The organism is Nonomuraea sp. NPDC050733, assembly GCF_040654215.1.
Lineage (GTDB): Bacteria > Actinomycetota > Actinomycetes > Streptosporangiales > Streptosporangiaceae > Nonomuraea.
Window position 1 is genome coordinate 107,378 of the sequence record NZ_JBFAHO010000007.1, and the last position, 20,531, is coordinate 127,908.

General features: G+C 73.7%; 18 protein-coding genes. 6 read left to right on the plus strand and 12 right to left on the minus strand.

What is annotated here, in order from left to right:
- Positions 1 to 73: 73 nt before the first annotated feature.
- The 4 genes from cobT to AB0H64_RS15685 form a co-directional block, all read right to left on the minus strand.
- Positions 74 to 1,144 (minus strand): nicotinate-nucleotide--dimethylbenzimidazole phosphoribosyltransferase, encoded by a 1,071-nt coding sequence (gene cobT / locus AB0H64_RS15670; protein ID WP_357624280.1) that lies wholly within the window; start codon positions 1,142 to 1,144, stop codon positions 74 to 76.
- Between the two features lie 35 nt (positions 1,145 to 1,179).
- Positions 1,180 to 2,028, minus strand: coding sequence for a sirohydrochlorin chelatase (locus AB0H64_RS15675; protein WP_357624283.1), 849 nt, complete (start codon positions 2,026 to 2,028; stop codon positions 1,180 to 1,182).
- A 66-nt stretch (positions 2,029 to 2,094) separates the two neighbouring features.
- Positions 2,095 to 3,390 (minus strand): SAM-dependent methyltransferase, encoded by a 1,296-nt coding sequence (locus AB0H64_RS15680; RefSeq protein ID WP_357624285.1) that lies wholly within the window; start codon positions 3,388 to 3,390, stop codon positions 2,095 to 2,097.
- A 62-nt stretch (positions 3,391 to 3,452) separates the two neighbouring features.
- Complete coding sequence (locus AB0H64_RS15685) at positions 3,453 to 4,532, minus strand: GNAT family N-acetyltransferase (protein ID WP_357624286.1); 1,080 nt, start codon at positions 4,530 to 4,532, stop codon at positions 3,453 to 3,455.
- A gap of 87 nt (positions 4,533 to 4,619) precedes the next feature.
- Between AB0H64_RS15685 and AB0H64_RS15690 the strand changes: the two genes are divergently transcribed.
- A complete protein-coding gene (locus AB0H64_RS15690; RefSeq protein ID WP_357624288.1) occupies positions 4,620 to 5,027 on the plus strand; it encodes a DUF2795 domain-containing protein in 408 nt (135 codons plus the stop codon).
- Between the two features lie 3 nt (positions 5,028 to 5,030).
- The gene (locus AB0H64_RS15695) at positions 5,031 to 6,044 is read left to right on the plus strand and encodes a Vms1/Ankzf1 family peptidyl-tRNA hydrolase (RefSeq protein ID WP_357624291.1); all 1,014 of its coding nucleotides are present in this window, start codon (positions 5,031 to 5,033) and stop codon (positions 6,042 to 6,044) included.
- Here the strand turns inward: AB0H64_RS15695 and AB0H64_RS15700 are convergent.
- From AB0H64_RS15700 to AB0H64_RS15710, 3 genes are read right to left on the minus strand one after another with little or no spacing between them, the layout of a single operon-like run.
- Positions 6,034 to 6,621 (minus strand): LUD domain-containing protein, encoded by a 588-nt coding sequence (locus AB0H64_RS15700; RefSeq protein ID WP_357624294.1) that lies wholly within the window; start codon positions 6,619 to 6,621, stop codon positions 6,034 to 6,036. The genes AB0H64_RS15695 and AB0H64_RS15700 overlap by 11 nt on opposite strands.
- Entirely contained in the window at positions 6,618 to 8,003 is a 1,386-nt protein-coding gene (locus AB0H64_RS15705; protein WP_357624296.1) for a lactate utilization protein B, read from the minus strand. Before AB0H64_RS15705 ends, AB0H64_RS15700 begins: the two co-directional genes overlap by 4 nt.
- Positions 8,000 to 8,737, minus strand: coding sequence for a (Fe-S)-binding protein (locus AB0H64_RS15710; protein ID WP_357624298.1), 738 nt, complete (start codon positions 8,735 to 8,737; stop codon positions 8,000 to 8,002). The genes AB0H64_RS15705 and AB0H64_RS15710 overlap by 4 nt, the downstream gene beginning before the upstream one ends.
- 93 nt (positions 8,738 to 8,830) lie before the next feature.
- Between AB0H64_RS15710 and AB0H64_RS15715 the strand changes: the two genes are divergently transcribed.
- The gene (locus tag AB0H64_RS15715) at positions 8,831 to 9,532 is read left to right on the plus strand and encodes a FadR/GntR family transcriptional regulator (RefSeq protein ID WP_310712195.1); all 702 of its coding nucleotides are present in this window, start codon (positions 8,831 to 8,833) and stop codon (positions 9,530 to 9,532) included.
- Between the two features lie 3 nt (positions 9,533 to 9,535).
- On the opposite strand, the gene AB0H64_RS15720 is transcribed toward AB0H64_RS15715, so the two are convergent.
- Positions 9,536 to 10,978, minus strand: coding sequence for a sulfatase (locus tag AB0H64_RS15720; protein ID WP_357624301.1), 1,443 nt, complete (start codon positions 10,976 to 10,978; stop codon positions 9,536 to 9,538).
- A gap of 79 nt (positions 10,979 to 11,057) precedes the next feature.
- Here AB0H64_RS15720 and AB0H64_RS15725 point away from each other — a divergent pair, with 79 nt between their 5' ends.
- Positions 11,058 to 12,059: an LLM class F420-dependent oxidoreductase gene (locus AB0H64_RS15725; RefSeq protein WP_357624303.1), complete on the plus strand. Its 1,002-nt coding sequence runs from the start codon at positions 11,058 to 11,060 to the stop codon at positions 12,057 to 12,059.
- Between the two features lie 86 nt (positions 12,060 to 12,145).
- Here the strand turns inward: AB0H64_RS15725 and AB0H64_RS15730 are convergent, their stop codons facing one another.
- Entirely contained in the window at positions 12,146 to 14,152 is a 2,007-nt protein-coding gene (locus AB0H64_RS15730) for an FtsX-like permease family protein (RefSeq protein ID WP_357624306.1), read from the minus strand.
- Complete coding sequence (locus AB0H64_RS15735) at positions 14,149 to 14,826, minus strand: ABC transporter ATP-binding protein (RefSeq protein ID WP_357624309.1); 678 nt, start codon at positions 14,824 to 14,826, stop codon at positions 14,149 to 14,151. The genes AB0H64_RS15730 and AB0H64_RS15735 overlap by 4 nt, the downstream gene beginning before the upstream one ends.
- Before the next feature lie 91 nt (positions 14,827 to 14,917).
- Between AB0H64_RS15735 and AB0H64_RS15740 the strand changes: the two genes are divergently transcribed.
- Positions 14,918 to 15,565, plus strand: a complete 648-nt coding sequence (locus AB0H64_RS15740) for a response regulator transcription factor (RefSeq protein ID WP_357624312.1) — start codon at positions 14,918 to 14,920, stop codon at positions 15,563 to 15,565.
- 68 nt (positions 15,566 to 15,633) lie between these two features.
- Positions 15,634 to 16,326, plus strand: a complete 693-nt coding sequence (locus AB0H64_RS15745) for a DUF4328 domain-containing protein (RefSeq protein WP_357624315.1) — start codon at positions 15,634 to 15,636, stop codon at positions 16,324 to 16,326.
- 23 nt (positions 16,327 to 16,349) lie between these two features.
- Here AB0H64_RS15745 and dnaE read toward each other — a convergent pair whose 3' ends face one another.
- Entirely contained in the window at positions 16,350 to 20,144 is a 3,795-nt protein-coding gene (dnaE, locus tag AB0H64_RS15750) for a DNA polymerase III subunit alpha (RefSeq protein ID WP_357624547.1), read from the minus strand.
- Positions 20,144 to 20,410, minus strand: coding sequence for a DUF6504 family protein (locus AB0H64_RS15755; RefSeq protein WP_357624318.1), 267 nt, complete (start codon positions 20,408 to 20,410; stop codon positions 20,144 to 20,146). Before AB0H64_RS15755 ends, dnaE begins: the two co-directional genes overlap by 1 nt.
- Positions 20,411 to 20,531 lie beyond the last annotated feature (121 nt).

Genomic DNA, 20,531 nt, shown 5'->3' on the forward strand with positions numbered 1-20,531 from the left:
TGTGTCAGGAGGTAAACCTACCGGGTCCGGGAGCGCCCGGTGTTTCGCCCGCGTCAACCCGTGTCATCAGGCGTCACACCGGCTTCTCGGTCACCCCTGCCGAGTCGAACGTGGCGACCTCGTGCATGGTGCGGACGGCCGCGCAGACGAGGGGATGGGCGAGCAGGGCGCCGGTGCCCTCGCCCAGCCTGAGCTCCAGGTCGACGAGGGGGCGCAGCCCCAGGGCGGCCAGGGCGGCGGTGTGGCCGGGCTCGGCCGAGAGGTGCCCGGCGACGCAGTGGTCGACGCTGGCGGGGTCGAGGGCCGCGGCGGCCAGGGCGGCGGCTCCGGCGATGACGCCGTCGAGGATCACCGGCACGCGCGCGGCGGCGCCGCCGAGGATGTAACCGGCGATGGCCGCGTGCTCGAATCCGCCCACGGCGGCGAGCACACGCAGCGCGTCGCTGGCCTCGGTGCCCGCGCGGGTGACGCCGTTGACGCGCAGGGCCTCGCGGACGATGCCGACCTTCCGCTCGTACGTGGCGTCGTCCACGCCGGTGCCGCGCCCGGTCACGTCGGCCGGGTCGGCCCCGGTGAAGGCGGCGACGAGCGCGGCGGAGGCCGTGGTGTTGGCGATGCCCATGTCTCCGGTGATCAGGCAGCGGGCCCCGCCGGCGACCAGGTCGCGGGCGACCGCGATGCCCGCCTCGATGGCCCGCGCCGCCTGGTCGACGGTCATGGCCGGCCCCTTGGACAGGTCGGCGGTGCCGTACCCGATCTTCCGCTTGACCAGCGACGGCGCGTCGGGCAGGTCGGCCGCGACGCCGACGTCCACCACGGTCACCGAGACGCCCGCCTGGGCCGCGAAGGCGTTGGCCACGCCGCCGCCGGCGAGGAAGTTGGCGACCATCTGGACGGTCACCTCCTGCGGCCAGGGCGTGACGCCGCTGGCGTGGACGCCGTGGTCGGCCGCGAAGATGGCCAGCGTCGCGGGCTCGGGCATGGGCGGCGGGCTGACGCCGGCCGCACCGGCGAGCCGTACGGCGACCTCCTCCAGTACGCCCAGCGAGCCCCGCGGCTTGGTGAGGCGGTCCTGGTGGGCGCGGGCCTCGGCGAGCGCCCGGGGGTCGGCAGGACGGATCGCGGCGAGCGTCTCTGCGAGCACGGCGAATCCTCCGTGGGGATCAGGGTCCGTGGGGATCAGGGGACGAGTTGGAGTGCTTCCTCGTAACGGTCGATGACGACGTCGGCCAGGGTGTCGCAGTCGCCGATCACCTCGGCGCAGCGGATGTCGAGGTCGGGATGGCCCGCACCGTAGGCGAGCGCCTGCGCCCACACCCGCTCCAGCACCCCGCCGGCGAACAGCAGGTAGGGCACCACGATGACGCGCTTGGCGCCGAGGCGGCGGCAGCGTTCGAGCCCGCCGGGCACGCCGGGCGGAGTGACGGAGACGAACGCCGTCTCGACGGTCATGAAGTCGTAGGCGTGGGTCTCCCAGAACAGCCGGGACACGCGGTGGATCTCGGCGTTGGCGGCCGGGTCCGTGGAGCCCTCGCCGACCAGCACGACGGCGGTGTCACCCGGCTCGACGTGGCCGGGCTGCAGGTCTGCGGCCGGAGTGTCGACGGCACGCAACTGGCGGAACCTGCCGCCGACGACCTCCAGGGGCCGCAGGCGCGGCATCTCGGTGGCGGCGTCCTTGAGCCGCTCGGCCAGCAGCGCGAGCACGCGGGGGTCGGGACCGAGGGGGCGGCCGTAGTCGTACATCAGCGTGGGGTGGCGTCGCGTCTCCGCCTCCAGCGCCTGCGGCCACTCCTCGCCGACGCGGCTGAGGCTCAGCGGCAGCGCGACCAGGCGGTGGTGGCCGCGGGCCACCAGGGAGGCGACGGACTCGCTCAACCGCGGCGTGGCGCGCTCCAGGTAGCCGCCGGAGACGTCGGCGGCGTGCTGGTCGAGCCGGCAGCGGAGCCGGTGGACGAACCTGCCGAACTCCGCGGAGTCGGCGTCATCGTTCGAGCCCTGCCCGATCAGCAGGAGCGGCGGCTTCATCGAGGGATTCTCCGGAGGTAGACAAAGACACGCGAGGATAACCGATGCGCGCCCGTGAGCGACAGGTCACTCGGTGTACGCGGGGACCGCGTGGACGACGAAGACCGGGTCGGAGGCGGCCAGGCCGTGCGAGCCGTCGGGCTGGAGGGTGAGCTTGGAGGCGAGGATCTGGGTGCCCTCGGCACGATAGCCGTGCTCGCGGAGCCGGTCGAGCACGGCGGGCACGCGTTCCAGGGTCCTGACGGCGCACACGAGCGTGCGGGGGCGGCGCGCGGCGCAGGCGACGATCACGTCGATGCCGCCTCCGCCCACGAACACGGCGTCCGGGTCCGGCAGGGGCTCCAGCGCCGGGGGCGCCTGGCCGCGGGTGAGCGCGACCTTGACGCCGTGGGCGAGCACGGAGGCGCGCAGCCGGGCGCAGGCATGCTCGTCGCGCTCCACGGCCATGACGGCCGCGCCGAGCCTGGCGCACTCGACGGCGATCTCGCCGGAGCCCGCGCCGACGTCCCACACCAGGTCGCCGAGCCGGGGGCCGAGCTTGGCCAGGATGTACGCCATGACCTCCGGGGGCAGGGGGCCGCCGAGCGGCAGCGCCCACTCGGCCGGTCCGGGCTGCGCGCCCGCCACCCATCCGGGCGGGCCGGCCCGGTGCAGCGGGTCGATGACCAGCAGCACGTCCGGGTCCTTCCAGGGGCGGGTGGTGGCCTCGCCCATGCGGCTGTGGGTGACGCGCTGGTCGGGGCCGCCGAGGTCCTCGCAGACGATGAGCGAGCGGGGAGTGGTGGGGGCCAGCTCGCGGGCGACCTCGGCGGGGCCGACGCCGGGGGTGACGAGGATCGCCACCTTGGGGTGGGCGCGGCAGGCGTTGACGACCCGGCCGAGCTGGTGCGGGCCGGCCGGGGCGACGACGAGGGCGTCCTCCCAGGGCAGCCCGGCGCAGGCGAAGGCGCGGGTGACGAGCGCGGTGGCGGGCAGCACCTCGGGCCGCAGGCCGTGGGCCCGCAGGGAGCGGACGACGCCGAAGAAGCCGGGGTCGCCCTGGGTGAGGACGACGACCGGGCCGCCGCCCTCCTGCGCGTGCCGGTCGAGGGTCTCCAGGAGCGTGCGGTCGGAGGTCTCCGGAAGCGTGCCGTCGGGGGTCTCCAGGAGCGTGCCGTCGGAAGTCTCCAGGAGCGTGCGGTCGTGGGTCTCCGGGAGCGTGCCGTCGGGCGTCTGCAGGAGCGTTTCGTCGGGCACGGCGGGCGCCGAGAGTTCGAGCCGGCCGAGCAGGGCGCCGGGGCCCACGACCAGCGTCGCCGCGTGGAGCCGCTCGACGGCCTCGGCCGACAGCTCCGATCCGTCCCAGCCGACCACCGTGATCATGGCGCCTCACCGTCCTCACCACCAAGAGTGACGGTTTCGTGGTGGTTTAACCAGATGTCGGGCTAGGGCAGGTCGGACGGGACGAGGCTGTAGACGACGAGGTCCTCGCCGCGCAGCGCGTTGCGGGCGACGCCCTCGCGGACGAAGCCGGCCTTCTCGGCCACGCGCTGGGAGGCGGGGTTGGAGACGGCGGCGCGCAGCACGAGCCGCTGGAACCGCTGCACCTCGAACAGCCACCGGGCGACGCCGAGCACGGCCTCCCCCGCGTACCCGTTGCCGCGCGCCCACGGCGCGGTCATGTAGCCGACCTCGGCCGAGCCGTTGCGCCAGTCGAGGTCCCGTAGGTCCACGCTCACGGCGAACCGGCCGTCGTCAAGCTCGACGGCGGCCCAGGCGACGCCCTCGCCCCTGATCCGCCTCTGCTCCAGGACGGCGACGAAGGCCCGGGCGTCGGCCTCGGTGTACCCGCGCGGCACGCCGGTCCTGGCCTGGGTGAGGGCGTCGGCGCCGGTGGCGGTCAGCCCGGGCACGTCCTGCTCCGACAGGGGGCGCAGCAGCAGGCGTTCGGTGCGCAGCTCGGTGGCGGGCAGGGTCTCGGCGGGGGCGCGGTCGTCCTGGCGGAGCAGGCCGAAGACGACGAGGTCGTGCGGCCCGTCGTCCTCCAGGCTGGCCGCGCGCAGCACGCCCTCCCAGGTGAAGCCCGACTTCTGGGCGACGCGGAGCGAGGCGAGGTTGTCGAGGTCGGCCGTCAGGTCGACGCGGCGCAGGTCGGTGGTGGCGAACACCCACTCGGTCAGCCCGCGCACGGCCTCGGTGGCGAAGCCGCGGCCGCGGTGGAGCGGGTGGACGCCGTAACCGACCTCGGTCGTGCCGGCGCCCCATGACGTCTTGAACAGGCTGATGGCGCCGACGATGCGGCCCTCGGCGTCGGTCATCGCCAGGTGCATGCCCTGGCCGGACTCCCGCAGCTCGTGCACGCCGGTCTCCAGCCACTGGGGGACGCCGGCGACGTGCGCGGGCGCTCCCGGCGGCAGGAACCGGGCGCCGGACTCCACGATCGACCTGATCCGCGCGGCGTCGGCCGGACCGAAGGGGCGGAGCGTGAGCCGGGGGGTGACGACCTTCACGTCGGCATCGAACACGACCGGCAGCGTACACAGCCGTGATGTTCTTTGCGATGTTTGCCCATGAAAGCCGGGGTAGGGGCGCCCAGGAGAGGAGTGAGAACCATGGATCGAGGAAGCGCCAAGCACACCCCGCGCGTCGACGAGCAGCAGAAGCACGAGAGCGAGGGGCTGGTACGCGGCGGCGGCCCGACCCACGCGGAGGAGTGGAAGGAGCCCGAGCCCATGCCCGCCACCGGCGAGGAGAGTCACGGCAAGTACCCGCCCGGCCACGAGCCCGGCACCCCTGAGGGCATCACCCAGGAGGGTGTCGAGGCCCGCAGCGACCTGGCCAGGTGGCTCAACGACAGCCATTTCCCGTCCTCCAAGGACGAGCTGGTGCGGCAGGCGCAGGACGGGCACGCGCCGGACCACATCGTCGGCCTGGTGCGGGGGCTGCCGGACCGGAGCTTCGAGAACGTCGCCCAGGTGGCCGAGGCCCTGGGACTCGGAATGGAGAGGCGGAGGTGGTGACCCGTGCGGCTCGACTTCATCCGGCCGCTGTACGAGCGCCGCGGGCCGTACGCGTCGGTCTACACGGGGGCGTTCACCGAGGGGGACCGTGAGTCCCGCTGGCACGCCGTCCGGGACCGGCTCGACGGGGCGGACCCCGACACGCTGAAGGTCGTGGAGAGCGAGGCCCTACGGCCGGGGCCGGGACAGGCGCTGTTCGCCACCCACGGCGACGTCGTCCTCGCCGAGCCGCTGGCCGAGCCGCCGCCGAGCGAGCTGGCGCTCTGGTCGCCGCTGCCGCACGTCACGCCGCTGCTCCTGGCAAGGGGCGAGAACGTGCCGCACCTGCGGGTCATCGTGGACCACGCGGGCGCCGAGGTGACGGTCTTCGGGGGCGGGTCGCCGCGTACGTCCACCGTGGAGGCGGAGGACTGGCCGTTGCAGAAGACCGCCCAGGGCGGCTGGGCGCAGCGGCGCTACGAGAACGCGGTGGAGGAGACCTGGGAGAGGAACGCCGCGGCGGTGGCGCGGGAGGTGGACGAGCAGGTGCGGCGGATCGGCGCCGAGCTCGTCCTGGTGGCCGGCGACCCGAAGTCGCGGGCCATGCTCACCGACCACCTCGGTACGAAGGCGTCGGACCGGATCGTGATGGTGGAGCACGGCAGCCGCTCCGGCCACGGGGCGTTCGAGCGGGACGTGGAGGAGGCGCTCGACGCGTGGCTGGAGGGCAGGCGCGCCGAGCTGCTCGACCGGCATCGCGAGGCGTCCGGCCCGACGGGGCTGGCCCAGGTCTTCCAGGCGCTGCGCGAGGGGCGTGTGCACGCCCTGCTGTCGCCCGGTGAGCTGCCTCGCGAGGTGTGGGTCGGCGAGGGCGGCACGCAGGTCTCCACCGACGAGGGGGAGCTTCGGGGGTGGGGCGTCGAGGAGCCGGTGCGCGAGCGCGCCGACTCGGCGCTGGCCAGGGCGGCGGCCATGACGGACGCGGAGCTGTGGTTCACCGACAAGGTGTCCGACGTCGCGGCCGTCATCAGGTACTGATCAGGACCTCCAGCGTCCTGGGGCCGTGGACGCCCTCGACGCGGTTGAGCTCGATGTCGCTCGTCGCCGAGGGGCCGCTGATCCAGGTGAGCGGGCGGGCCGGATCGAGCCGGGCGACGGCCTCGGGCACCCCGGCCACGATCTGGTCCGCCCGGACCACGCACAGGTGGTAGTCGGGGACGAGCGTCTGCGCCCTGCTCCCCTGGCCCGGCCCCGTGTCGAGCACGATGGTGCCGGTCTCGGCGACGGCTACGGCGCATCCGGTGATGACGCCGTCCGCCGTGTACGGGTCGGCCGGGGGCGCGCCCGCCTCCCGCGCGGGCGTCCACGCCTCCGGGAGCCCGTCGGGGACGACCATGCGCCGCCCCGCGACGATCCCGGCGATCGTGGCCGGGACCTCGGCCTCGGGCACGACATGGACGATCGCCCGGTAGTCGCCCACCCGCTCGGCGAACAGCGCCACCAGGTCGTCCACCGGCGCCGTCGCGCGGTAGTCCCGGGGGATCTCCACCTCCGGGGCCCCGTCGACGGCCCGCCTGATCCGGGCGAGGATCTCCTCGCGCGCGCTCCTGCTCACCCTTCTCGCTCCCACCAGTCTCTGAAGGATTCCTCCGGGATGTCCGGCAGGTCCCGGGTGTCGGTCCACGCCGACAGCGGACCCGGCAGCCGCCTGGGCACCAGCTTGCGCAGCCGGCCGGCGGCCCGCTGCACCGTGGCCAGCCGGGCCTGGTCGTTGAGCACCCACCCGGCGACGCGCATGCCGGCCCGCTCGGCCAGGCCGTGCGGCGCCTTGGCCCGCAGGTCGACGAGGACCTCGGGGATGTCGATGGCGACCGGGCACACCTCGTAGCAGGCGCCGCACAGGCTGGAGGCGTAGGGCAGCGACGCGTCGAGATCCGAGGTCATGCCGCGCAGCTGCGGGGTGAGGATGGCGCCGATGGGGCCGGGGTAGACCGACCCGTACGCGTGGCCGCCGGCGCGCTCGTAGACCGGGCAGACGTTGAGGCAGGCCGAGCAGCGGATGCAGCGCAGGGCCTGGCGGCCGACCTCGTCGGCGAGGACGTCCGTGCGGCCGTTGTCGAGGAGCACGAGGTGGAAGTCCTGCCCCTCGGCGGAGCCGGTCCACGTGCTCGTGTACGGGTTCATCCGCTCGCCGGTGGAGCTGCGCGGCAGGAGCTGGAGGAAGACCTCCAGGTCGCGCCAGGTGGGCAGCACCTTCTCGATGCCGACCACGCTGATCAGCGTCTCCGGCAGGGTCAGGCACATGCGGCCGTTGCCCTCGGACTCCAGGACGACGAGCGTGCCGGTCTCGGCGACCATGAAGTTGGCCCCCGAGATCGCCACCTTGCTGCGCAGGAAGCGCTCGCGCAGGTGGACGCGGGCGGCCTCGGCCAGCGCCGCGGGCTCGTCGGTCAGGCCGGGCGGCGCGTCGTCCATCTTGTCGAGGAAGATCTCGCGGATCTCCGCCCGGTTGCGGTGGATGGCGGGCACCAGGATGTGGCTGGGGAAGTCGTCGCCGAGCTGGACGATCAGCTCGGCCAGGTCGGTCTCGTACGCGGTGACGCCCTCGGCGGCCAGCGCCTCGTTGAGCCCGATCTCCTGCGTGGCCATGGACTTGACCTTGACCACCTCGGTCTCGCCGGTGGCCTTGACCAGGCCGGCGACGATGCGGTTGGCCTCGGCGGCGTCCCTCGCCCAGTGGACGTGGCCGCCGGCGGCGGTGACGGCCTCCTCCAGCTGGACCAGGTAGCGGTCGAGGTGGCGCAGGGTCTCGTCCTTGATCGCCTTGCCGGCGGCGCGCAGCTCCTGCCAGTCGGGCAGCTCACCGACGACGCTCGCGCGCTTGCCGCGGATGGTGTGCGTGGCCTTGCGGAGGTTGTACCGGAGCTGCGAGTTCTGCACGGCCTGCGCGGCGTTTTTCGGGAAATTTCCGGGCATGCCGAGGAAAGTGGCGCTCATGATGCTTTGCCCTCTTCGGTGGAGGCGAGGATCTCGGCCAGATGCATGACCCGGACGCCGGTCCGCTGGCGGCCGAGCATGCCGCCGATGTGCATGAGGCACGAGTTGTCGGCCGCGCAGAGCACCTCGGCGCCCGTGTCCAGGACGCTGCGCACCTTGTCGGCGCCCATCGCAGCGGAGACGGCCGGGTTCTTGACCGCGAACGTCCCGCCGAACCCGCAGCACTCCTCGGCCCCGGCCAGCGGGACGAGGTCGAGGCCGCGGACGTTGCGGAGCAGCCGGGCCGGGCGGTCGCCGAGGTGCAGGCCGCGCAGCGAGTGACACGTCGGGTGGTAGGTGACCCGGTGCGGGAAGTACGCCCCCACGTCCTCGACCTTCAGCACGTCCATCAGGAACTCGGTCAGCTCGTACACCCGGGGCGCCACCTCGGCGATGGCCGCCGCTCCCCTGCTGCCGGGCCGTACGAGCTTGGGGTACTGCTCCCGCACCATCGCGGCGCAGGAGCCCGATGGCGCGACGATCGCGTCGTACCCGGCGAAGACCTCGGTGAAGTGGCGGGCGAGCCGCACGCCCTCCTCGCGGTAACCGGTGTTGACGTGCATCTGGCCGCAGCACGTCTGGGCGGCGGGGAAGTCGACGTCGCAGCCCAGCCTGCGCAGCAGGGACACGACGGCCTTGCCGGTGCCGGGGAAGAGCGTGTCGTTCACGCACGTGATGAACAGGGCGACTCGCACCGCTCTCCTTCCGAGGACGTCCGGGACATGTCCGGAGTATGGTCAGACCACAGTATGGTCAGACCATAGCATCCCAGCATCAAGGGAGACCCGTTGACCGGCACCGGCTGGCAGCCCGTCAGGAAGACCCGCGCGTTCGAGGACGTCCTCGCGCAGGTGGAGCGCCGCATCGCCGAGGACGGGCTGACGGCGGGCGACCGGCTGCCCGCCGAGCGGCACCTCGCCGAGCAGCTCGGCGTGAGCCGGTCGTCGGTGCGTGAGGCCATGCGCGTGCTGGAGACGCTCGGCGTGGTGTCGTCGCAGGTGGGCCGGGGGCCGGACGCGGGCGCCGTGCTCGTCTCCAAGCCCGGCGCGGCGCTCACCGACCTGCTGCGCCTGCACCTCGGGCTGGCCTCGCTCGAACCGCGCGAGGTGATCGACACCCGGCTGATGATCGAGCGCTGGGCGGCGGCGCGGGCCGCCCTCACCGGCCCGGACACCTCGGTGCTCGCCGAGGCGATCGCCGGGATGGACGCGGCGGCCTCGGCCGAGGAGTTCGTGGAGCACGACACGGCCTTCCACTGCGCGCTCGCCGAGGCGTCGGGCAACCGGCTGACGGCCGCGTTCATGCGCTCGCTGCGCGACTCGCTGCGCAGGTACGCGGTCGAGGCCGTCGTCCGGCTCGGCGACACCTCGGGGCTCCAGGCCGACCACCGGCGCATCCTCCGGGCGGTGCTGGACGGCGATCCGGACGAGGCGGCCGAGGCGGTGACGGACCACCTCGCGCGCGCCTACCCCGCGCCGGCCGGGGAGTGACGCTCACCCCTTGAGGTCGGCCTCCCGGCAGTTCGCGCCGGAGCAGGCGACCATCGCCTGGAGCCGCTCCTGGAGGTTGCGCACCAGTTCGGGGTCAGCGTCGGCGGCGAGGTTGTGCAGCTCGTACGGGTCCTTGGTGAGGTCGTAGAGCTGGGTCTCCCCCGTCACGTACTTGACGTAGGCGTGGGTGTCGGTGCGCACCGCCTGGTAGCCGGGAACGGGCGTCTGGGCGGCCGAGGACTTGTCGGCCGGCCTGGCGAACTCGATCAGCGCGTTCCTGCGCCACGGCGACGGATGCTGCCCGCGCAGCAGCGGCACCAGCGAGCGCCCCTCGGCGAACGCCGGCGCCGTCGCCCCGCCCAGCTCGGCGAACGTGGGCGCCAGGTCCACGGTCTGCGTCATCTCCTTGACCGTCGAGCCGGCCGCGACTCCCGGCCCCCGGATCACGAGGGGCACCCGGATGGACTCCTCGAAGGGCGTGGTCTTGCCCTGCTTGAGGCGGTGAGTGCCGAGATGGAAGCCGTTGTCGGAGGTGAAGACGATGTAGGTGTTGTCGAGCTTGCCGGAGGCGCGCAGCGCCTCGACGACGGAGCCGACGAGGTCGTCCACGCCGAGCATGGAGCGCATCCGGGCCTGGAAGCGCTCGTCGACGCGGGCGATGGCGCTCTCCGAGAGTCGCGGGCGCTCGCGCAGCCAGGCCGGCTCGCGACTGACGTCCTCCTGGTCGAACGAGGGCGTGCGGGGCGCCTTGGCACCCACGAAGGCGTCGGCGTGGCGGACGGCCGGGTTGTTGGGGTTGTGCGGCCCGACCGGCGCGAGGTAGAGGAAGAACGGCTCGGCGGAGGCGGTGACGAAGGAGCTCGCCTTGCGGGCGAGCACGTCGGACAGGTAGTCGTCCTCGGCCCAGCCGTAGTCGACGGTGCTGCCGTTCTCGTTGAGGCGGTAGCCGTACTCCTCGTAGAGGCGGCGGACGGGCACGTCCCACTCGTTCCAGCCGGGCGGCACGAACGTCTCCTCGGCGCTGCCGCCGGGATAGTGGTTGAGGTACTTGCCCATGAGCCCGGTGCGGTATCCGGCCTGCTGCATCCAGACGCCCACGGTGGAACGTTCCAGATCAGTCGTATGGAACTTATCGAAACCGCCCTCGGGCGGAGTATTCGTCCACACGCCGTGGCTGTGGACGTACTGGGAACGCAGGATCGACGAGCGGGACGGGCAGCACCAGGAGTTCGTCACGAAGTGCCGGTCGAAGGAGGCGCCCTCGCGCACCAGCCGGGTGATGTTCGGGAAGTACGGCAGAGTCCCCGTCTCCAGGTCGTCGGCGAGCACCATGACGATGTTCGGCTTCGAGGCCCGCGCCTGCGCCGAAGCCGCCGGGGGAAGGGCCGCGGGCGCCGCGGCGAGGAAAAGCAGGACTGAGGTTATGCGGCACAGACCCTTGAGCACAGGTCAGACCTCCCCGGTAGATCATGCATTGACACACGAGGCCGACGGCACCGTAATAAAACTAAATTCTGGAGGTGTCATGAAACTCGGCCTCAACCTCGGATACTGGCAGCGCCATCCCAGCGACGCGACCGAGCTCGTCCGGGCCGCCGAACGGCTCGGCTACGACTCGGTGTGGACCGCCGAGGCGTACGGCAGCGACGCCTTCACGCCGCTGGCCTGGTACGGGGCCCACACGTCTCGTATCAAGCTTGGCACGTCGGTGGCCCAGCTCTCGGCCCGCCCCCCGGTCACGACCGCCATGACCGCCATGACGCTCGACCATCTCACGGGCGGGCGGCTGCTGCTCGGCGTGGGCGCCTCGGGCCCGCAGGTCGTCGAGGGCTGGTACGGCCAGCCGTTCGCCCGCCCGCTGGCCCGCACCCGCGAGTACGTCGACATCATGCGCAAGGTGTGGCGGCGTGAGGAGCCCGTGACCGGCGACGGCCCGCACTATCCCCTCCCCCTGCCCGGCGGGCTGGGCAAGCCGCTCAAGCTCATCACGCACCCGCTGCGCCCGGACATCCCCGTCTACCTCGGCGCGGAGGGCCCCAAGAACGTCGCCCTGGCCACCGAGGTGGCACAGGGCTGGCTCCCGCTGTTCACGTTCCCCTCCAAGATCGAGGAGATGTACGGCGACGCGCTCGCGCGGCGCGACCCGGACTTCGACATCGCGGCCATGGTCATGGTGGTGATCTCCGACGACGTGCGGGCCGCGCTCGACGGAGTGAAGCTGATGCTCACGCTCTACATCGGCGGCATGGGCGCCCGGCACCGCAACTTTCACGCCGACATCATGGGCCGGATGGGCTTCGCCGAGGCGGCCGAGCGGATCCAGGCGCTGTACCTGGCGGGCCGGAAGGACGAGGCGTTCCAGGCGATCCCGGACGAGCTGGCCGACGGCATCGCACTCGTGGGACCGCCGGGGCGCATCAAGGAGCGCCTCGAACCGTGGCGGGCCTCCCCTGTCACGTCCCTGCTGGTCATGGGGCCGCGTGACGAGGAGTCGCTGGCCACGGTCCGGGACCTGGTCCTGGGCTGACGCCGTCCCCCGGAGCCAGCCGTCAGTCCGGGAGTGAGCCGTCAGTCCGGAGTCAGCCGCCGTCCGGAGTCCCCCGCCGTCCGGAGTCAGTCGGGGCGGGGGGCCGGGTCCGCGGTCACCGAGCGCAGCAGCGGCCTGCTGAGCGCGCCCGCCCCGACGACGCCGGCGGACCCGGCCACGACGCACACCAGCAGCGTGACCACGCCCGTGAGATTGACGCCGGTGATCATGAACGGCACCCCGCAGAGCGCCCCCGCCAGGATCGCCCCGCCGCCCATGACCGCCAGCGGGATCAGCGTCTCGGCGCGGCGGGCCCGGTCCAGCACCTCCAGCGGCGTGCCGGCCAGGCGCAGCAGCGCGTACGCCTGGCGCCGGTCCAGCACGGAGGAGGTGGCCGTGATGCCCGCACTCGCGATCGCCACGAGGAACGACACCGACAGCACCACGATCGTGCCGGTGGCGACGTCGGCCAGGATCTCCCCGCCGAAGTACTCGTCGTCGGCCTCGGTCGTGGGCGTGCGGCCGGGCACGAGGCCCGTGAGCGCGGTCCGGGCCCGGTCGAGCAGCGCCGGCTCGGCCCGCGTGCCCGACGCGTCCGTGCCCTTGGCCGCCTTCCCGGGCGAGATCGGCGTCACGTCCTTCAGGGCGACCACGACGACCTGCTTGCGCGTGGTGACCGTGGCCGCCACCCGGGCCTCCTCCAGCCGGCCGCGGGCCCGCTCCGCCACGGCCGCGGCCTGACCGGCGGGCGCGGTCACCCGCAGATGCCCGGTGTCCTGCGCGCCGATCAGCGTTCCGGGGCTGAGCAGCCCGAGGAAGCCGGCGACGAAGCCGGTCAGGGCCACGCCGCTCACCGTGCGCCAGGCCGCGCGCGGGTCGTCCACCAGCCGGCGGCCGGCCAGCAGCCGGGCCGGGCGGCGGGCCGAGGCGGCGGTGATCCGGCCGATGAGGCCCACCACCCACGGACCGGCCAGGTTCAGGGAGAGGAACGCGAGCCCGATCGCCACCGCGATCACCGCGGTGCTGGTGTCGCGGGACACCGCCGGGACGGCGGCGAGCGCCGCGAGCAGGGCGAGCACCCGCACGAACCGCATCCCGGGAGGCGTCTCCCGCTTGGCCACGCCCAGCGGGCTGACCACGACCCGCCGCAGCCCCACCACGGCCGACAGGCCGGTCAGCAGGGGCACCGCGACCACGGCCCCGAGCATGACCAGCGGGCTCGGCCACAGGTCGGAGACGAACCACGGGCCGCCGTCGATCTCCACGCGGGACAGCAGCGGCACGGCCAGCCCGTACGCGGCGGCGCCGGCCAGGGCGCCCGCGAACGCGACGATCACCGCCTCCGTCACGGTCATGCCCACGACCTGGCCCGGCGTCGCGCCGACCAGCCGCAGCGCGGCCAGCCGCTGGTCCCGCCGCGCCACCGTGAGCCGGGCGGCGGCCCCGCCGAACACCAGCAGCGGCACCACCATGAGCACGCTCGCGATGAGGGCGAGCGCCTGGTACGCCTCGGCGTCCTCCGTCGGCTGCCCGGCCAGGGAGGCCACCTTGACCGGCGGCGAGCCGGCGATCCAGTCGTCGGTGCGCTGGGCGGTGAGCTCGGGCGCGTCCGGCGCGTGGCCGGCGACCGCGATCAGCTCGTCCGGGTGGACCAGCGCCTCGTCGCCGAGCACGCCGGCCCGCTTCGGGTAGCGGCCGGCCAGCTCGGCGGCGGGCAGCCGCTCCGCCAGCTCCGCCAGTGCGGGTGAGAGCCACACCTCGCCGGGCGCCGGGAAACGGGGCAGGCCGGGCGGCGGCTCGGGCTTCCTGCCCGGCAGGGCGGCCAGATCGACCACCGTGATCTCCTGGCCGCGTACGTAGTCGTGCCGGCTCGCCTCGACGGCCACGGCCGGGCGACCGGCCGCCGCGACCGGGTTGCGCCAGGCGCCCCGGTCGGCGCGGTCGGCGAAGGCGAAGTCCACCGTGACCGCGAACAGCAGCAGCGCCGTGGACACCGCGACGGCCCCCAGGGTGAGCCAGGTGCCGAGCATGCCCCTGCGCCCGCCGCCCTTGAGCAGCCGCCAGGTCAGGCCAGGATTCATGACCGCGCTCATGCCCGCGCCCCCGCGGCGAGCAGCACGCCGTCCCGTACCTCGACCGTGCGGTCGCACCAGCCGGCGACGCCCGGGTCGTGGGTGACCACGATGAGCGAGGCGCCGTTGTGCTTGGTGGCGTCCACCAGCAGCCGCATCGTGTCGTGGCCGGTCGTCTGGTCGAGGGCGCCGGTCGGCTCGTCGGCGAAGACGACCGCGGGCCGCGTCACCAGGGCGCGGGCGATGGCCACCCGCTGCGCCTGGCCGCCGGACAGCTCCCCGGGCCGCCGCGTCTCCATGCCGCCCAGACCGAGCGGGCCGAACCACTCCCTGGCCCGGCGTACGGCGTCCGTCCGGGTCACGCCGCCCAGCATGAGCGGGAGCGCCACGTTCTCGTCGGCGGGCAGCTCCGGCAGGAGCTGGCCGAACTGGAAGACGAAGCCGAAGCGCGTGCGGCGCAGGGAGCTGCGCTTCCGCTCGCCCATGTCGTCGATGCGGGTGCCCTCCAGGCGCACCTCCCCCGAGTCGGGCCGCATGATGCCGGCCAGGCAGTGGAGCAGCGTGGACTTGCCAGAGCCGCTCGGCCCCATGATCGCCACGGCCTCCCCCGCCCGCACCGTCATGTCCACGCCGGCCAGGGCCACCGTCTGCCCGAATCTCTTGGTCAGCTCACGTCCAGCGAGCACGTCGTTCATGCCGGAAAGTCTTCCGGCGCGGCCCCCTGCGGCGGATCGGCCGTGCGTCCGGTTGTCCCTCAGCCGAACGGCCGATCCTAGAGTGTTCGGCGTGACTATTCGGGTGCTCATCGCAGACGACCAGCAACTGGTTCGTACCGGCTTCCAGATGATCCTGGACGCCCAGCCTGACATGGAGGTCGTGGCGGCCGTCGCCGACGGCGCCGAGGCCGTGTCCGAGGCCAGGCGGCTGCGGCCGGACGTGTGCCTGCTCGACATCCGGATGCCGAAACTGGACGGGCTGGAGGTGACCCGCGCCCTGGCCGGGCCTGGCGTGGAGAGCCCGATGCGGGTGGTCATCGTCACCACCTTCGACCTGGACGAGTACGTCTACGGCGCGCTGCGGGCCGGCGCCACCGGCTTCCTGCTCAAGGACAGCGGGCCGACGCTGCTCATCGAGGCGGTTCGGGCCGCGGCGGACGGGGAGGCGCTGGTGTCGCCGTCGGTGACCGTGCGGCTGCTGCGCCACCTGGCCAGGCCCGAACGCGGCGCCCCCGCCCCGGACGAGCCGCTGACCGAGCGGGAGCTCGACGTGGTGCGGCTGGTGGCCCGCGGCCGCACCAACCAGGAGGTGGCCGGCGAGCTGTTCGTCTCACTGTCGACGGTCAAGACGCATCTCGGCAGTATCCAGGCGAAACTCGGTGTCCGCAATCGGGTGGAAATCGCAGCTTGGGCGTGGGAATCCGGCGTGGTGGGCTGATTAACAATGAGCTCGGCTGGATACAAGGTGAGGGAGAACCCAGCGCATGGCACGGGGGGAGAACCAACGTGCGCTACGCCCAGGCACCGCCTACGAGAGCCGCCTCCGCCGTATATGTGACGCTCGCCGCGCAGGTCCTCTGCCTGGGCGCCCTCGTGACCTTCGAGCTGGTCCGGGGGCGCAGCCTCGCCGCCCAGCTCGCCGCGTTCGACGGCCGTCCCCGGGGCGCGGAGGCCGAGGCGGTCGTCGGTCCGGTGACGCTCTTCGCCGTCCTCATCCTGCTGCTCGGCGTCACCACGATCGCCAGCGCCGCCGCGTACACCACCTGGCTGGTGCATGCCCGGCAGGCCGACCGCCGCTCCGCCACCGCCGGGCCGGTCGCCGCCGCCTGGCTGATCCCCGGCGTCAACCTCGTGGCGCCCGTCCTGCTGGTCGACGAGCTGTGGCGTGGCGCCCTGCCGCCGGCCGGCAGCCGCCGCCGCTGGCTCGTGCTGCTGGCGGCGTGGTGGGCGAGCTGGCTGACCACGCTGACGCTGGTGCTCGTACGGCTGCCGCGGGAGACGTCGGCCGACGGGCTGACCGGGGTCGGCGTGCCGGAGCTGGTGGCGCTGGCGGCGGCCGCGCTGCTGTGCGCGGCGACCGTCCGGCAGATCACGGCCGTCCAGTGCTCGGCGCGCGGCGTGGCCATGCCCACCGTGCTGTCCGGGACGCGCCGGCCGGCCACGCCGCCGGAGTCGGCGTCGCTCGGCCAGGCGAGCTGATCCGCGGGCCCTGCCGGGCCCGCTCAGGCGGCCGTGGGGCCGGAGCTGCCCGGGCTGGCGTGCCACAGCTTGCGCGGCGGTGACGCGACCGCCGGGCCGAGGTCGGAGTACGGCGAGAGCAGGAAGCCGTTGGCGTACTCGATGGGCCGCCCGCCGACGCCGCCACGGGACTCCGGGTCGCGGGCCATCAGCGCCCGGACCGCCTCGACGCCCTGCGACCGCCACACCCGTTCGAGGTCGGCGAGGTTCCAGCAGTCCACCGCGCGCAGCGAGACCGCCCGCGTGCCCGTGCGCCGGACCACCCCGCGGGCCACCATGAGCCACGCCCCGAACACCGTCGCCGCGCACCTGCCCTGCACCGACTCGAAGAACGTCAGGTCCACCGGCCCCGTCGAGTCGTCGAGCGTGGTGAAGATGACCCGCTGCCCCGAGCGGACGGCCGGCGTCTGCGTGGCCACCTTGACGCCGGCGACCAGCACCTCCGCGCCGTTGCGCTGCCGCAGCAGGTCCTTGGAGCGCACCACGCCGAGCGCGTCGAGCAGCTCGTCGTAGAAGCTGATCACGTGGCGCGAGACGTCGATGCCGAGGATCTCCAGCTCGGCCTCCACCATCTCGGCGTCGGTCATCTCGGGCAGCTCGCCCGGCGGCATGTGCTCGCCGAACCCCAGCGGGAGCTGCACGGCCGCCGCCTCTCCCTCCCTCTGCCTGGCCGGCGGCACGGGGCGGGCGGGGGCGTAGCGCTTGGAGCGGCCGGCGGTGGCGTGCCCCACGCGCGAGGCGGAGGCGCGTTCCAGGGCGCCCACCTGGGCGACCAGGTCGCGGCGGGTCAGGCGGCCGGGCCGCCAGCGGTCACCGCCGCCGCCCGGGCTCAGGCCGTGCAGCGCGTCCAGGCCGCCCACCTGCACGATCCGCTCCATGATCGGCCGCGATGGGCGGGCGCGGTCCCAGAAGTCCGCGAGCGACGTGTACGGCCGGCCCGCGACCATGCGGTCCACCTCCGCCTCGCTCACCCCCTTGACCGCCGAGAACGGCACCCGCAGCGCGTATCCCTTGCCCAGCTCCCCGGCCTTGAAGGGGACCCGCCGGGGCGTCTCGCGCTCCCCCAGCTCGTCCGCCCGGACCCGGAGCCGCAGCGAGGGGCGCGGCCCGAGGCGCTCCACCTGCCAGTCACGGCCCGACCGGTTCACGTCGAGCGGCAGGATCGTGACCCCGCACTGCCGGGCCTCGTCGATGATGACCCGCTGCGGGTACATGCCGGGCTCGTGCGTGAGCACCCCGGCGAAGAACGCCGCCGCGTGGTGCCGCTTGAGCCAGGCCGACTGGTAGGTGGGCAGCGCGAACGCCGCCGCGTGCGCCTTGCAGAACCCGAACCCGCCGAACGCGTCGAGCACCTCCCAGGCCCGCTCCACGGTCGCGTCGTCGAACCCGTTCGCCTTGGCCAGCGGCACGAACGTCTTGCGGACCAGCTCCCGGCCCTCGGGCGTGGACAGCGAGCGCCGCAGCATCTCGGCGAACGACAGGTCGCGGCCCGTCATCACCGCGATGACCCTGAGCACCTGCTCGTGGAAGACCACGACGCCGTGCGTCTCCTTCAGCGCCTCGTGCAGCCGCTCGTGCGGGTAGTACGGCGCGCGCCACCCGTGCCTGGCCTCCAGGTAGGGGGTGACCATGTCGGAGTTCACCGGTCCCGGCCGGAACAGCGAGATGTCCACGATCAGGTCGTGCATCGCGCGCGGCTCCAGCTTGGCGACGAGCTCGCGCTGGCCGGGCGACTCGATCTGGAAGCAGCCCAGGGTGCGGGCGGCGCAGATCATGTCGTAGGTGTCCTGGTCGTCGTGCGGCACGTAATGAATCTCCGGCCGCGGCTCCGGGGCCGGTGTCTCCGGGGCCGGTGTCTCCGGGATCGGCGGCTCCGGGTCGCGGGCCTGCGGGTCGGGCGGGCTCTGCTCGTCCAGCCGGACCACGACGCCGTCCACGCGCTCGATCTCGCCCAGCGCGTACGCCATCGCCGACTGCATGCGCACGCCCAGCACGTCCAGCTTGAGCAGCCCCGCCTCCTCCACGTCGTCCTTGTCGAACTGCGACATCGGGAACTCCAGCAGGCTGCGCTCCACCGGCGTGCGGTCGCGCAGCCCGGAGTTGCCGATCAGCACCCCGCACGGGTGCAGCGCGATGTGCCGGGGCAGCCCGTCGAGCTTCTCGGCCAGCCTGAACACCCGGTCCAGCCCCGCCTCCCCCAGCCTGCTGTCGCGCAGCTCGGGCAGGTCGCTCAGCGACGCGGTGATCTGCTTGGCCCTGATGTGCGGGAACGCCTTGGCGATCGCGTCGATCTCGTACGGGGGCAGGCCCATGGCGCCCGCCACGTCACGGATCGCGCTGCGGGCCCGGTAGGTCTCCATCATGGACACGCAGGCCACGCGCTCCTCGCCGTACCTGTCGAAGATGGCCTTGTAGCAGTCGAGCCGGCGCGCGGACTCCACGTCCACGTCGATGTCGGGCAGTCCGACGCGGCCCTCCGACAGGAAGCGCTCCATGAGCAGGCCGTGGTGGAGGGGGTTCACCTCGCCGATGCCGATGAGGTAGTTGACCAGGCTGCCCGCGCCGGAGCCGCGGATGGCGCACCGGATGCCCATCCGCCGGATCATGTCGGTGATGTCGGACACGGCGATGAAGTAGCCGGACAGGCGCTTGCGCTCGATGATCGCCATCTCGTCCCGGAGCCGTTCGCCGGCCTCCCGGGAGCGGGCCAGGCCGCGCGCCGCCATCCCGTCCTCCACCCGGCGGCGCAGCAGCGGCACCGGGTCGGCGCCGATCTCGGGCAGGTGCAGGGCGGGCGGGTCGCCGCGCAGCGCGAGCAGCTCACGCGGGTCCATCACGCACTCCTCCGCGACCCTGCGGGTGGCGCGCAGCAGGTCGGCGACCCGGCGCGCGTCGGAGCCGCAGATCTTCGCGGCCACCAGCGCCATGTCCTTGGAGCCCTTGAGATAGGCGTGGGAGGTGGTGCGTTCCAGGTGGCGCGGGTGCAGCGGGACGAGCTGGCGGGCCGCGTCGAGCACGTCGCCCACCTGGTGGTCGTCCGGGTCGAGGTACCTGACGGCGTTGCTGAGCACGGCGGGCACCCCGGCGGACTCGGCCAGGGCGAGCATGCGGACGGCGGTGATGGCGTCGCGGAAGCCGTACTGGTCGACCAGCTCGACCACCACCCCGGGCACCATGGAGCGCCACAGGGCGAGCAGCGCCGCGGCCCGCTCGTCGTGGCGCGCGGCCATCGCGCGGCCCACGTCGGAGCGCGGGCCGAGCAGCACCGTCAGCCCGTCGTCGGGAGTGACGCCGGGGCCGGCCCACGCGGCCACCATCTCCCGGGTCACCCGGGGCTCGCCGCGCCCGCCCGCGTGGTGGGCGTCGGTGACCAGCCGGGCCAGGCGGGACCAGCCGCCCGAACGGGCCAGCACGGTGATCCGGTCCTCGGCGTCCGCCCCGGTGCGGGGGCGCTGCGGCTTACGGCTCCGGATGAGGGGGCTCAGGTCGTCGAGCGCGCCGCCGGAGTCGAGGGTGAGGCCGTCGAGCGCACCGTCGAGCGCACCGTCGGGGCCGCCCGCGGCGGCGAGGACGAGGCTGACGCCGAAGACCGGCCCGATCCCGGCGTCCGCGCACGCCTGCGCGTGCTTGACCGCCCCGTACAGACCGTCGCGGTCGGTCAGCGCGAGGATGTCCATGCCGTCGTCGGCGGCCCGCCGCGCCAGCTCGCGCGGGAACGCGGTGCCGTACCGCATCGAGTAGGCGGAGGCCACGTTGAGGTGCGGGAACGGCGCGCCCATCAGTCCCACGCCCTCAGGAGCAGCCAGCCGCCGCTGGCGGTGTCGAACCTCAGCTCGTAGGAGCCCGCCTCACGCCCCGGACTGGCCTCGACCCGCCAGAACTGGCGCTCGCCGGGATCGCCCTCCCGCACCTTCCACCACTCGCGCGCCACCACCCAGTGGTCGAGGACGCGGCGCACGAGATAGAGCCGGTCACGCCAGACGAACTGGCTGGGCTCGCCCTCCCGGGTCCACACCTCGATCGGATCGCCATAGAGTCTGCTCAAGACGCCTCTCCCCGCGGCTTTTCGACTGTGTTCAGCCACCCGGGGGAAGGCGGGTGTTCTTACATATCGAACATATGTTCTTCGCGGCTCGGAGCGCAAGTCGCTCACGCAGGTGAGCCCG